The following is a 13,878-nucleotide window of genomic DNA, read 5'->3' on the forward strand; positions in this document are numbered from 1 at the left end:
GGTGGGGGCGGGGTTTACTGTTAAGAAAGTTTAATTTATGTTCATCGTATGCCTCCGGCGGGCGTGTCGGCCCAGCTCGGCGTGCTGCGCCGACGCCTGCCCCGAAACGAAGGAGCGTCACATGCGTCGAAGAGTCGTCCTCCCGCTGGCGTCGGCGGGGGCCGTCGTCGCCTCCCTGGCCGTCGCGGTGCCCGCCCAGGCGCACGGCTACGTGTCCGGACCGCCGAGCCGGCAGGCGCTCTGCGCCCAGGGCCGCGTCCCCGACTGCGGCCAGATCAGGTACGAGCCGCAGAGCGTCGAGGGCCCGAAGGGGCTGCGCAGTTGCAGCGCCGGTATCGGCCAGTTCGCCGTCCTCGACGACGACGCCCGGGGCTGGCCGGCCACCCAGGTCGGCAGCTCCGTCACGTTCACCTGGACCAACACCGCCCGGCACGCCACCAGCAACTGGGAATACTGGATCGGCGGCACCCGGGTCGCCGTCGTCGACGGGGGCGGGCGGCAGCCCGACGCCACCGTCTCGCACACCGTCAACCTGGGCGGCTGGTCGGGCCGGCAGAAGGTGCTCGCCATCTGGAACATCGCCGACACCGCCAACGCCTTCTACTCCTGCGTGGACCTCCAGGTCGGCACCGGCGGCACCCCGACGCCCACCCCCACCCCGACGCCGTCGCCGACGAGGACGGCCACCCCCGCGCCGACCACCCCGGCCCCGACCACCCCCGCTCCGGGCGGCACCTGGACGGCCGGTCAGGCGTACCGGGTGGGCGACCAGGTCACCTACGGCGGCGCGACGTACCGGTGCGTGCAGGCCCACACCGCCCTGCCCGGCTGGGAGCCGCCGAACGTGCCCGCCCTGTGGACCCGGCTCTGACCCGCCGGCGGGTGCGGCCCGGGCTCCCGGGCCGCGCCCGCCGTGCGGCGCTGGCGCTCGCCGCGCTCCTGGTCGCCACCGGCTGCGCGGCGGACCCCGGCCCGACAGCCCCCGCCCCGCCGGCTGCCTCGGCGCCGACGCCCGGCGGGGACTGCGCGCGCTGCGCGCCCGCCCCGGCGGACGTGCCGTTCCTCCGGGCGATGGTGGCCCACCACGACCGGACCCGGGTCGTCGCCGCGGCGGCCACCGGCCGGATCACCGACGTCGAGCTGCGCACCCTCGTCGCCGCCGTCGACGTGACCGAGGCCGACGAGCTGGCCACCATGCGGCGCTGGCTCGCCGCGGCCCCCGACGGCGGCGCCACCGCACCGGCGGGCCAGCATCCGCACCACGACGCCCACCACGACGTCCAAGGCACCCAGGGCGCCGCGGCGACCGCCGATCCCGACCTGGCGCGGCTGCGCGCCGCGCCCGCGGGCCGGTTCGACGCCGTACTCGTCGAGGTGCTCACCGCCCACCAGCGGGCCGCCGTCACGCTGGCCCGGGCCCACCTGCCGGTGGCCGTCGGGCCCGAGGTACGCGATCTCGCCGACCGCATCGCCCGCTCGCGCGCCGCGCAGCTCCGGCTGCTGGCCGGGCTCCCGGCGGCCTGACCGGCGGCAAACCGCCCGGGCCCGCCCACGTCACCTGCGGGACGTGTACGGTCCGGCCATGAGCAGCGGTGGGGGTGACGGCGGCGGCGCGGGGGCCGGCGCGTCCCGGGAGGATGCCGGGGTGACGCTGTTGGCGGAGGCCATCCGGGCCGACGGGGTGACGGCGCTGCGCCACGCCGTCACTGCCGCGGCCGGCGCGGCCGGGCTGGCCGACGTCGCCCTGGAGGACTTCGTGCTGGCGGTGCACGAGCTGGTGACCAACGTCGTCCGGCACGGCGGGGGCAGCGGCCGGCTGCGGCTGCGGCGCGACGGCGACCTGCTGACCTGCGAGATCAGCGACGACGGCCCCGGCCTCGGCGACGTACGCGTCGCGCTGCCCGCGCCCCACGAGGTCGGCCACCGTGGCCTGTGGCTGGCCCAGCAGCTCACCGACGGCCTGGAGATCCGGGCCGACGGACGCGGCACCACCGCCTGGGTCAGCGCCCGCCTGCCGGCCCCGGCGGCCGACCGCCGCTGACGACCCGCCGGCCGCCCCCGATGCGGCTTGGGTGACCTTCCGGGCATACTTGCGCGGGTTTGGTGTCGCTGCCGGGCGGGCGGGCCGTCGGGCGGGTCGCGGTGCGGGGGGTTGCGATGGTCGAGCGGTCGGCGGCACGGCACGGTGGCGCGACGCCCCACACGCCCCCCGGCCCGGTGACCGATCCCGGGCTGCGGCAGCTGCTGGCCGGCCTGACCGCGGTCCGCGACGGCGACTTCGGCACCCGGCTGCCGGAGGACGGCGACGGCCTGCTCGGCGAGATAGCCACCGTCTTCAACGGCATGGTCGACCAGCTGTCGCTGTTCACCTCCGAGGTGACCCGGGTGGCCCGCGAGGTGGGCACCGAGGGTCAGCTCGGCGGGCAGGCCGAGGTGCCCGGCGTGTCGGGCACCTGGAAGGACCTCACGGACTCCGTCAACGCGATGGCCGGCAACCTCACCGACCAGGTCCGCGACATCGCCGAGGTGGCGACGGCGGTGGCGCGGGGCGACCTGTCGCAGAAGATCACCGTGGACGTGCGCGGCGAGATCCTGGAGCTGAAGGTCACGATCAACACGATGGTGGACCAGTTGTCGTCGTTCGCCGACGAGGTGACCCGGGTGGCCCGGGAGGTCGGCAGCGAGGGCCGCCTCGGCGGGCAGGCCGAGGTGCCCGGAGTGGCCGGCACCTGGCGGGACCTCACCGACTCGGTGAACTTCATGGCCGGCAACCTGACCAGCCAGGTCCGCAACATCGCGCAGGTGACCACGGCGGTGGCGCGGGGCGACCTGTCGCAGAAGATCACCGTGGACGCCCGGGGCGAGATCCTGGAGCTGAAGAGCACGATCAACACGATGGTGGACCAGTTGTCGTCGTTCGCCGACGAGGTGACCCGGGTCGCCCGGGAGGTCGGCACCGACGGCCGTCTCGGCGGCCAGGCGCAGGTCAGTGGCGTCGCCGGCACCTGGCGGGACCTGACGGACTCCGTCAACTCGATGGCCGGCAACCTCACCGACCAGGTCCGCAGCATCGCGCAGGTGGCCACGGCGGTCGCGCGCGGCGACCTGTCGCAGAAGATCACCGTCACCGCGCACGGCGAGATCCTGGAGCTCAAGAGCACGATCAACACCATGGTGGACCAGTTGTCGTCGTTCGCCGACGAGGTGACCCGGGTCGCCCGGGAGGTCGGCACCGAGGGCCGCCTCGGCGGGCAGGCCGACGTCAAGGGCGTCTCCGGCACCTGGAAGGACCTCACCGAGTCGGTGAACGTCATGGCCGACAACCTCACCGCCCAGGTGCGCAGCATCGCCGAGGTCACCACGGCGGTGGCCAAGGGCGACCTGACGCAGAAGATCCGGGTCGACGCCCGGGGCGAGATCCTGGCCCTGAAGGAGACCATCAACACGATGGTCGACCAGCTCTCGGCGTTCGCCGACGAGGTGACCCGGGTGGCCCGGGAGGTGGGCACGGAGGGGCGGCTCGGCGGGCAGGCCCGGGTGTCCAACGTCGGCGGCACCTGGAAGGACCTCACCGACAACGTCAACGAGATGGCCAACAACCTCACCAACCAGGTGCGCTCGATCGCGCTGGTGGCCACGGCCGTCGCGCAGGGCGACCTCAGCCGCAAGATCACGGTGGAGGCGAAGGGCGAGGTGGCCGTGCTCGCCCAGACCATCAACACGATGGTGGACACCCTCGGCGCGTTCGCCGACGAGGTGACCCGGGTGGCCCGGGAGGTGGGCACGGAGGGGCGGCTCGGCGGGCAGGCCCGGGTGCCCAACGTGGCCGGCACCTGGAAGGACCTCACCGACAACGTCAACTCGATGGCCAACAACCTCACCGGCCAGGTCCGCAACATCGCCCAGGTGACGACGGCCGTGGCCCAGGGCGACCTGACCCGCAAGATCGACGTGGACGCCCGGGGCGAGATCCTGGAGCTGAAGACGACCATCAACACGATGGTCGACCAGCTCTCGTCGTTCGCGGCCGAGGTGACCCGGGTGGCCCGCGAGGTGGGCAGCGAGGGGCGGCTCGGCGGGCAGGCCGAGGTCGAGGGCGTCTCCGGCACCTGGAAGCGGCTCACCGAGAACGTCAACGAGCTGGCCGGCAACCTCACCCGGCAGGTCCGCGCCATCGCCGAGGTGACCAGCGCGGTGGCCACCGGCGACCTGACCCGCTCGATCACCGTCGACGCCTCCGGCGAGGTGGCCGAGCTGAAGGACAACATCAACTCCATGGTGGAGTCGCTGCGCGAGACCACCCGGATGAACCAGGAGCAGGACTGGCTCAAGACCAACCTGGCCCGGATCTCCGGCCTCATGCAGGGCCACCGGGACCTGGAGATCGTCGCGGGGCTGGTGATGGACGAACTGGCGCCGCTGGTCTCCGCCCAGCTCGGCACGTTCCTGCTGGTCGAGGACGGTGCCGGGGAGCCCACCCTGCGGGTGGTCGGCGGGTACGGTCACCGCGCCTCCGGCCGTCGCTTCACCCTCGGCGACTCCCTCGTCGGGCAGGCCGCCGCGAGCCGGCGGGCCATCGTGGTCGACGCCGTGCCGGCCGACTACGTCACCGTCTCCTCCAGCCTCGGCGCGGCGACGCCCCGGCACCTGGTGGTGCTGCCGATCCCCTTCGAGGACCAGGTGCTCGGGGTGATCGAGCTGGCCAGCATGAGCCGGTTCACCGAGACGCACCGCAACTTCCTCGACCAGTTGATGGAGACCATCGGCGTCAACGTCAACACCATCGTCGCCAACGCCCGCACCGACGTGCTGCTCACCGAGTCCCAGCGGCTCGCCGCCGAGCTGCGGGCCCGCTCCGAGGAGTTGCAGGCCCGCTCCGAGGAACTCCAGCGCTCCAACGCCGAACTGGAGGACAAGGCGGCGCTGCTGGCCCGGCAGAACCACGACATCGAGACCAAGAACTCGGAGATCGAGCAGGCCCGCCAGGAGCTGGAGGCCCGCGCCCAGCAGCTCGCGCTGGCCTCGAAGTACAAGTCGGAGTTCCTCGCCAACATGAGCCACGAGCTGCGTACGCCGCTGAACTCGCTGCTCATCCTGGCGCAGCTGCTGGCGCAGAACCCCAACCGCAACCTCACCGCCAAACAGGTCGAGTACGCCACCGTCATCCACTCCGCCGGCACCGACCTGCTCCAGCTGATCAACGACATCCTCGACCTGTCCAAGGTCGAGGCCGGGAAGATGGACGTCAACCCGGAGACGTTCGCGCTGAGCGAGCTGCGCGACTACGTCGACGCGACGTTCCGGCCGCTGACCACGCCGCGTGGCCTGGAGCTGGACATCAGCACCGGCCCGGACGTGCCGCAGTGGCTGCACACCGACGAGCAGCGGCTGCGGCAGGTGCTGCGCAACCTCGTCTCCAACGCGGTCAAGTTCACCGAGCAGGGCCGGGTGCAGCTGCGCATCGAGCGGGCCCGCCCCGACGAACTGCCCGAGGGGTTCACCCCGGGGGAGACCGTGGTCGCGTTCCGGGTCGTCGACACCGGCATCGGCATCGCCGAGCAGCACCTCACCGCCATCTTCGACGCCTTCCAGCAGGCCGACGGCACCACCAGCCGCCGCTACGGCGGCACGGGGCTGGGCCTGTCCATCAGCCGGGAGATCGCCCACCTGCTCGGCGGCCGGATCACCGCCCGCAGTGTCCTCGGCCGGGGCAGCAGCTTCACCCTCTACCTGCCGGCCACGCTCACGGGCCCGGTCGCCCCCGGGACCCCGCCCACGTCCCCCGTCCCGCCAGCCGCCGCGTCCTCCGCCGCGGCCCTCGCCGCCCTCGCCGGCCGCGCGGGGCTCGACCTGGCGGCGGGGCCGCACCCGGTCACCGCGCCGGCCGGGGAGCCGCCGGTCGGGCCGCGGCGGGTCCTGGTCCTCGAACACCACGACAAGGGGCTGCTGACCATGCTGGTCCACGGCGTGACGGCCGGGCTGGCCGGTCCGCCGGTCGAGGTCGCCACCGCGCTGGACGCCCCGGCCGCGCTGGAGGCCGTGGCGCAGCACCGGCACCAGTGCCTGGTCGTCCACCTCGACCTGCCGGACGACAGCGGGGCGGTGCTCCTGCGGGCGCTGCACGACGCCCCCGCGCACCGGGGCGTGCCCGTGCTGGCGTACCACGCGCGCCCGCTGGCGGCCGGCCAGGAGGCGCTGCTGCGGGCGGTGGCCGGCGACCGTCCCCTGGAGATCCTCGGCAGCCTGGACGACCTGCGGGAGCGGATCGTCCTGCACCTGTCGGCGGACGCCGCCGGCCACGTGGTGCCCCTCGCCCGGCCCCTGCCTCCGGCCGCCGCACCCGGGGAGGGCTTCGGCGTCGGCCTCGCCGGCCGCAAGGTGCTGGTGGTCGACGACGACGCCCGCAACGTCTTCGCCCTGACCAACATCCTGGAACTGCACGGCCTCGACGTGGTCTACGCTGAGAACGGCCGCAAGGGCATCGAGACGCTGATGCGCCACGACGACATCGACCTCGTGCTGATGGACGTGATGATGCCGGAGATGGACGGGTACGCCGCCACCGCCGCGATCCGCGCCATGCCGCGCTACGCGGACCTGCCGATCATCGCGGTCACCGCCAAGGCGATGCGCGGCGACCGGGAGAAGAGCCTCACCTCCGGTGCCAGCGACTACGTCACCAAGCCGGTGGACGCCGAGGACCTGCTGCACTGCATCCACCGCTGGCTCGACGGCTGACGCCCCCGTCCCGTTCGGCGGGGCGCCGCGCGGGGGCCCCGGGCCGGCGGTGGGGTCGCGTGTGCGGGGGCACGCATGCGGGGGCGCGCGCCGGGTCGCCGACATGGCGGCATCGGGGCGCGGGGATACCGCCACCTCGCCGACATCCGCGCCGGAGGTCCGGCGGCGCGGGCACAATGCCGGGGTGAACGAGCGACGGGTGAGCCTCGACGACCTGGGCGCGTGGCTGGTCAAGGGCAATGCCGACCGGGTCGACCTCGCGGCCCGGTTCCGGCGCGACCCCCGCGTCGAGAGCTGGTGCGTACGCCCCGGCTACCGGGCCCGCCTGATGCGACCCGGCCAGCCGGTGGTGCTGTGGGCCAGTGGCAGCCGGGGCCGACTGCCGTACGGGGTCTGGGGCGTGGGCCGCGTCGCCGCCCCGCCGGTCGTGGACCGCGACGGGGGATGGTCCGTGCCGCTGGACCTGACCGTCCTCGACGAAGCAGACCGGGTGCCCCGGCACCGGCTGCGCGCCGACGCGCGGCTGGGCGGGCTGGAGGTGCTCCGCCAGCCGCAGGCGGCCAACCCGTCGTACCTCACCGTCGCCCAGTTCGCCGCACTCCGCGACCACCTTCCGCCCCACTGACCGCCCCGCCCGATCAGTCGGAAACCGGACGCGCGACGAAGATGCAGCGGGGTTACGGCGTGGCTACCATGTGTCGACGCCTTCCGAGCAGAGAGGTCGGCCCGCGTGCGTTGTCCCGCTGTCCGCTCCGCCCCGGCCGTGGTTGCCGTGGCGTCGCGGCGTGCCGGGGCCCCGTCGGCCCCCGGGCCGGCCCAACTGTGGCGGCGGGCCGGGCTGCTGCTGGCGGCGGTAGGTGCGGGCGTCGTCACGGCGGTCCTGTTCTCCGGCCCGGCGGCGGCACGTGAGGACTCGGGGCCACTCCGTCACGCCGACCCGCTCGCCGCCGCCCTCGCGCCCGGCGACGCCGGCCGACCGCGCCTCGCGTCGCCCGACCGGCCGCGTCCCGGCTCGTCCCTGCGGGATCCCGCGCGGCCCGACCGGGAGCGGCCCGTCCCGACCGGCCCGCTGCGCGGGGTGCTCCGACCGGCCCCGTCGCCTCCGGACGCCTCCACCCCCGCCCCGTCCGACCCCGCCCCGGCGAAGCCCGCCCCGGCCGATCCCGAGCCGGACAGGCCGTCCGGGCCGAGCAAGCCGTCCGAACCGTCCGAGCCTGCGCCGGCTACACCGTCCGAGCCCGCGCCACCCGTGTCGGCCGAGCCCGCGCCGGCGTCGGACCGACCCGCTGTCGACCCCGTCTCCGGTGGACCGGGGGGTCCGGGCACGTCGCCCGGCGGGGTGGCGGTCACGCCGGGCGGACCGGCCGCGCCGGACGCCGCACCGCAGCACCCCGCCGTCCCGCCCGCCGGCTCGCTTCCCGCGCTGCCGTCCGGAGAGCCGGGGCGGGGCGGTGACGGGCGGCTCGCGCACTGCCTGCCGGAGGTCGTCGGCGACCTGACGAGTTCCCTCGGCGCCCTGCTCGCCTCGACCCTCTCCGGGGTCAACCAGCATCTCGTGGCCCCGATCCTGGGCCTGGTGGGCAACCTGCTCTCGCCGGTGCTGCCGGTGCTTCCCCTGGTCCCGTCCGATCCCGCCGACCCGACGGGGTCGGCGCCGCCGCGCGCGGGGCCGACACCCGGGGGCGGGCCGGTCGACCCGGTGGACGCCCCGGCGGTGGTACCCGGTGGTGAAGCGCCGTCCGCGTTCCCGCCCGTGCGGTCCGCCGTCGCGGCCGAGGCCCCGACCGGGACGTTCCTGGCCGCGTGGCCAGCCGCCCCGGTCGGTGCGTCGTCGGATTCGTCGTCCGGGTCCGTCCGGGCGGCGGCGGGGCCGACGTCGGCGGGTGGCCCGAGCCGACCCGTGTCGCCCACGGACGACCGCGCCGACGACCCGCGCACCGGGTCCGGGCCCACGCCCGCAGCGGCCGAGGCCCCGCGCTCGCCCGTGAGCGCGGTCGGCCGGCACCGCACCGCCCTCCCGCCCGCCTCGGCCCACGGCCGGGCTCCGGGAGTCGCCGCCCGTCCCGGCTGAGGTCTCGGCAGGGCCCGTCCCGCGGTCGCCGGCGCTGTGCCGTGCCGCACCGCCGACGTGGCCGTACGGGGCCTGTGGGCGTCCACCAGGGACCGCCGCGGGCCGACGCTGCCCGTTCCGCGCACACCGACCCCGCCCCGCCCGCCCCGAGCCGGCGTGGCCGGGCCGGCGTGCCGCGTATCCGAGATCGGAGATCCGTGGTGATCCACGTCGTCGTGGCCGAGGACATGGGACTGCTGCGCAGCGCGCTGTGCGCCGCGCTGTCGAGTGAGGAGGACATCGAGGTGATCGCCGACGCCGCCGACGTCGGCGACCTGTGGGCGGTGCTGCGCCGGGAACGTCCCGACGTGCTGGTGCTGGACCTGAAGCCGGAGCTGCCCGAGTCGGCGGAGGTGGTGGCCAAGGTGGTCGCCGAGGCGCCGGGGACGGCCGTGCTGGCGATGAGCCTCCGGTGGAGCCCGCCGCTGGTGGAGGCGGCCCTGGCGGCCGGGGCGCGCGGCCTGGTCAGCAAGGACGTCGCGCTGCCGGAACTGGTCCGCGCCGTCCGCACGACCGCCGCCGGGGAGCGGGTGATCGACCCGTCCGCCGCCGTCGCGGTGCTCAGCCCACCGGTCAACCCGCTCACCCGGCGGGAGCGGGAGGTGCTGCGGGAGGCGGCCGAGGGCGTACCGCTGAAGGAGATCGCCCGCCGGCTCTTCCTGGCCCACGGGACGGTGCGCAACCACCTGTCGGCGATCCTGCACAAGACGGGTGCCCGCAACCGGATGGAGGCGGTCCGCCTGGCGCAACGGGAGGGATGGTTGTAGACGTGCCGAACGGGGTACCGACGGAGCGATCCGGTACCCCGTTCGCTCGTCGAGCGATGCATTGTGATTCGTGTTTGAATGTTCACGATCTGTGATGCGCCGAGACGCCTGGGAGAGGTCCAACGTGATCCGTACCCTGCTCGCCCTGGACGGTGCCCTGGTCCGGGGCGCGTTGTCGCTCGTCCTCGCAGCCGAGGAGGACATCCACGTGGTGGGGGAGGTGGGCCGCGGCGACGCGGTCGACCAGGCCGTGCGTGCCGGCCGGCCGGACGTCGCCGTGGTGGATTTCGATCTGATCAACGAGGGCCGGGCGATGGTGGACCCGGCGACGGCGCAGCCGTGTCCGCTGCTGGTGCTCGCCGACCCGCGCCGCGCCCGGGGCCTGCACGGGGTGTTCGCCCCGGGGCGCACCGTCGGCATCCTCGCCAGCGACGTGGCGCCGCAGCGGGTGGTCGACGGGGTCCGTCGCCTCGCCCGCCGGGAGTCGGTGGTCGACGCCGAGCTCGTCATGGCGGCGCTCGCCGCCGACTGCCCGCTGACCGCCCGGGAGACCGAGGTGCTGCGGCTGACCGCCGCCGGCGCACCGGTCGCCGAGGTGGCGGGATCGCTGCGGCTGTCCTGCGGCACCGTCCGCAACCACCTCGGGCGGATCGCCCGCAAGACCGGGGCCCGCACCCGGATCGAGGCGGTCCGGTTCGCCCGCGAGTCCGGCTGGATCTGAGGCGCGCCGCCGGCCGGCCGCCGGCGGCCCGGGGCGGTCAGCTCCGGGCGGCGGCGGTCGGCCGGTCGTCCCAGTGGCCGACGAGCTCCCGGTACGTCGCCGACCGGGCCAGCAGCTCCTCGTGGGTGCCGAGCACCGGCTGCGCCCCGTCGAGCACCAGCACCCGGCGGGCCCGGACGGCCGAGCTGATCCGGTGGGCGATCACCACCAGCGTGCCGGGTCGCCGGGCGAACGCCTCCTCGACCCGCGCCTCGGTCGGCGGGTCCAGGTGGCACGTCGCCTCGTCGAGGAGCACCAGCGGGGCGGGGGAGAGGTACGCCCGCACCGCGGCGATCAGCTGCCGTTCGCCGGCCGAGAGCGCCGCCGGCGTCACCTCCCCGGCCAGCCCGCCGAGCCGGGCGGCGAGCGGGCCCGCGCCGAGGGCGTCGAGGGCGGCGGTGACCGTGGCGTCGTCGGCGTCGGGCCGCAGGTAGCGCAGGTTGTCGGCGAGCGATCCCGTGAAGACGTACGCCTCCTGGGGCACCAGCACCCGCAGCCGGGCCTGTGCCTCCGGCGGGGCATCGGCGACCGGGACCCCGCCGAGGCGCACGGTGCCGGCCTGCGGCGCGAGCAGCCCGGACAGCAGCGCGGCCAGGGTGGACTTGCCCGCCCCGCTGGGCCCCACCACGGCGAGGTGCTCCCCGGCGGCCAGCGTCACGCCTGCGTCGTCGAGCACCGGCCGCGCCGCGACGCCGTACCGGAAGGTCAGCCCCCGGGCGCAGACGGCGGGCGTCCCGTCGCCGGGCGGGACGGGCGCGGCGTCGGGCCGCCGCACGGGCGGCTCGCCCGCCTCGTCGGGGCAGGTCCGCAGGATGCGGTCGAGGGTGACCACGTAGCGCAGGCCGCCACCCCCGACGCCCTGCACCAGCGCGTGCAGGGCGGGCTGGAGGCCGGTGGAGACGTACACCAGGGCCCCGAGCACCGCGCCGGCGGTGAGGCCCCGGTCGACGAGCCAGGGCGCGGCGAGCAGCAGCACCGCCAGCGGCAGCCAGCCGCCGAGGCCGAGGCTGAGGCTGCGCACGGCGGCCATCCGGGCCAGCGTGCGCTCGGCGGCGGCCTGGTCGGCCACCCGCGTGCCCACGTCGGCGACGACCCGCCCGGCCGCGCCACAGGCCCGCACGTCCCGGTGCCCGGCCAGCGCGGCGGAGGCGGCCCGGCCCAGCTCCTCCCCGGCGCGCACGTACCGGCGCTGCTGCCCCGCCATCGCCGGGAGCGCGGCGAGGAACACGACCACGCCGGCGACGAGGGGCGCGGCCACCAGCGCCGCGACCACCGGGTCGAGGGCGAGCAGCCCGATCAACGCCGCGCCGGCGGCGAACAGGAACCCCCGGGTCACCATGAGCAGGCCGGCGAAGGTGTCGCGGACCAGCTCCACCTGGTGGGTGAGCCGGGCCGCGGCGGCGCTGTCGGGGCGTCCGCCGGGCCGGGTCGCGTCGTGCAGGGCGGCCCGAACCACCCGGGCGGCGAGGTCGTCGCGGAACGGTTCGACCACCGCGCCGAGGCTGCGGTACGTCCGGCCGGTCGCCACCGCCCCCACGAGCACCGCCGCGCCCAGCGCCGCCAGCCAGCCGAGCCCCGCGCCGAGCCGACCGGCCAGGAAGCCCCCGTCGACGGCCCGCGCCACCAGGGCCCCCGACAGCAGCGCCGGCAGCGCCTCCACGGCCGACCAGCCGGCCAGCCGCGCCACGGCCGCGCGCCGGGCGCGCAGCGCCGCCCACGTCGCCCGCCGAACCCCGGGGGTGCCCGCGTCGGAGGTGTCCCGCGCGCTCATCCGGCCTCCCCGTCGGCGCGGAAGACCGCCCGGTACGCCGGGTCCGCCCAGAGCCGGGCGTGCGGGGCGACGGCGCGCAGCCGGCCGCCGTCGAGCCACGCCACCAGGTCGGCCGCCGCCGCCGTGGCGGCCCGGTGGGTGACCACGATGCGGGTACGCCCGCCCGGCCGCCCCGTCACCGCCCGGGAGATCCGATGCTCGGTGACGGTGTCCAGGCTGGACGTGGCGTCGTCGAGGATCAGCAGCCGCCGCGCCCCGGCGAACGCCCGGGCCAGCCCGAGGCGCTGCGCCTCGCCGCCGGAGAACGGCGCGTCGGCCAGCGGGGTGCGGAAACCCTGCGGCAGCCGGGCGACGACGTCGTCCACGGCCGCCGCCTCGGCGGCCCGCCGCACGGCGACCGTCGCGGGGGAGCCGTCGGCGGGGGGCGCGGCCTGCTGCGGGGGCAGCGCCAGGCCGACCGCGTCGTGCACGGTCGCGCCGACCAGGGCGGGGCGGTCGAAGGCGTACCCGACGGCGCGGCGCAGCTCGGCCGGGTCGAGCCGGGGCAGCGGCACCCCGTCGAGCCGCACCTGACCGGCGTCGGGGTCGTGCAGCCGGCCGGCGACGGCGGCGAGGGTTGACTTGCCGGCGCCGGAGGGGCCGACCACCGCCACCGTCGCGCCGGCCGGGACGCTCAGGTCGACGCCGTCGAGGACGGGCCGGCCGTCGTCGCCGCGCACGGTCACGCCGTGCAGCCGCAGCGCCCCCGCGCCCGGCGGCAGCGGGGCGTCGCCGTCGGCCGGTGCCGGCAGGGCCAGCAGCTCGCCGACCCGGGCGGCCCCGGAGCGGCTGCGCACGAGCCGGTTCAGGGTGGCCAGCACCGCGCCCAGCCCCGCCCCGGTCGCCGCGTAGCGGACCGCCGAGACGAGCTGACCGGGGGTGAGCCAGCCGACGGTCAGGGCGTACCCGCCGACGGCGATCACGGCCAGTTGCAGCAGCGGCGCCACGGCGGCCGTGCGGGCGCTGGCCCGGGCCAGCAGCTCCCAGCCGCGCCGGCCGTGCCCGCCCAGCTCCGGCAGGGCCGCGAGCACCCGGGCCTGCTCCCGCCGCCGGCTCCCGGCGGCGGCGATGGTCCGCGCGCCCGCGAGGGACTCCAGCAGCCGGCCGGCGATCCGGTTCAGGGCCTTCTGGTAGCCGGCGGTGGCCGCCGACGCGTCGGTGACGAACGCGCGCATCAGGCCACCGAGCAGCAGGAGGCCGGCGAGCAGGGTGACCCCCAGCGCCGGCTCGATCAGGGTGAGCGCGACGACGCTGCCCAGCGGAGGCAGCAGCGCGATCGCGCCCAGCACGACGGTGTTGCCGGCCTGGCCGGCGTCGGCGGCCTGCCCGACGAGCCGGCCCACCAGGTCGCCGACCGGATACCGGCGGGCGGCGCGCACGTCGAGGGCGAACAGGTGCCGCAGCAGCCGGCCGCGCAGCCGGGCGGTGGCGCGGGCGGCGCCGTAGCCGGCGGCCAGGTCGCCGAGGGTGTCGGTGGTGACGAGCACGGCGACCAGGGCGCAGACGGCCACCGGCCACCAGCGGCTGCCGCCGGTCAGGGCGGCGTCGACGGCGAGGCCGAGCGCCGCCGGCAGCAGCAGCTCGGCGACGGCGCCGGTCAGGGTGACCGCGCCCAGCGCCCAGGCCCAAGCCCCGGCGTCGCGGGCGGCCTGGCGGAACGGCCCGTCGCCCCTGCGCATCGGCGCCTCCCCGC

Annotated in this window: 10 protein-coding genes; 8 read left to right on the top strand and 2 right to left on the bottom strand. The window is 76.5% G+C overall.

Going from position 1 to position 13,878, the window contains the following annotated elements; genetic code table 11:
- Nucleotides 1-121: 121 nt before the first annotated feature.
- From LPA42_RS23265 to LPA42_RS23300, 8 genes are all read left to right on the top strand, one after another.
- A complete protein-coding gene (locus LPA42_RS23265) occupies nucleotides 122-871 on the top strand; it encodes a lytic polysaccharide monooxygenase (protein WP_228986851.1) in 750 nt (249 codons plus the stop codon).
- Entirely contained in the window at nucleotides 856-1,524 is a 669-nt protein-coding gene (locus LPA42_RS23270) for a DUF305 domain-containing protein (RefSeq protein WP_228986852.1), read from the top strand. The genes LPA42_RS23265 and LPA42_RS23270 overlap by 16 nt, the downstream gene beginning before the upstream one ends.
- A 58-nt stretch (nucleotides 1,525-1,582) precedes the next feature.
- Nucleotides 1,583-2,041: an ATP-binding protein gene (locus LPA42_RS23275; protein ID WP_077937731.1), complete on the top strand. Its 459-nt coding sequence runs from the start codon at nucleotides 1,583-1,585 to the stop codon at nucleotides 2,039-2,041.
- 176 nt (nucleotides 2,042-2,217) lie between these two features.
- A complete protein-coding gene (locus tag LPA42_RS23280) occupies nucleotides 2,218-6,738 on the top strand; it encodes a HAMP domain-containing protein (protein WP_228986853.1) in 4,521 nt (1,506 codons plus the stop codon).
- Between the two features lie 184 nt (nucleotides 6,739-6,922).
- Entirely contained in the window at nucleotides 6,923-7,363 is a 441-nt protein-coding gene (locus tag LPA42_RS23285) for a hypothetical protein (RefSeq protein WP_077937734.1), read from the top strand.
- Nucleotides 7,364-7,510: 147 nt separating this feature from the next.
- A complete protein-coding gene (locus LPA42_RS34205; RefSeq protein ID WP_305076037.1) occupies nucleotides 7,511-8,809 on the top strand; it encodes a hypothetical protein in 1,299 nt (432 codons plus the stop codon).
- A 200-nt stretch (nucleotides 8,810-9,009) separates the two neighbouring features.
- Entirely contained in the window at nucleotides 9,010-9,615 is a 606-nt protein-coding gene (locus tag LPA42_RS23295) for a LuxR C-terminal-related transcriptional regulator (RefSeq protein WP_228986854.1), read from the top strand.
- Nucleotides 9,616-9,709: 94 nt separating this feature from the next.
- Nucleotides 9,710-10,336: a response regulator transcription factor gene (locus LPA42_RS23300; protein WP_228986855.1), complete on the top strand. Its 627-nt coding sequence runs from the start codon at nucleotides 9,710-9,712 to the stop codon at nucleotides 10,334-10,336.
- A 37-nt stretch (nucleotides 10,337-10,373) separates the two neighbouring features.
- Here LPA42_RS23300 and LPA42_RS23305 read toward each other — a convergent pair whose 3' ends face one another.
- Nucleotides 10,374-12,146 carry an ABC transporter ATP-binding protein gene (locus LPA42_RS23305; RefSeq protein ID WP_077937738.1) on the bottom strand — a complete coding sequence of 591 codons (1,773 nt, stop codon included), beginning with the start codon at nucleotides 12,144-12,146 and terminating at the stop codon, nucleotides 10,374-10,376.
- Nucleotides 12,143-13,864: an ABC transporter ATP-binding protein gene (locus LPA42_RS23310; RefSeq protein ID WP_077937739.1), complete on the bottom strand. Its 1,722-nt coding sequence runs from the start codon at nucleotides 13,862-13,864 to the stop codon at nucleotides 12,143-12,145. Before LPA42_RS23310 ends, LPA42_RS23305 begins: the two co-directional genes overlap by 4 nt.
- Between the last annotated feature and the right edge of the window lie 14 nt (nucleotides 13,865-13,878).

It is taken from the genome of Micromonospora sp. DH13 (assembly GCF_020873825.1).
Taxonomy (GTDB): domain Bacteria; phylum Actinomycetota; class Actinomycetes; order Mycobacteriales; family Micromonosporaceae; genus Micromonospora; species Micromonospora haikouensis.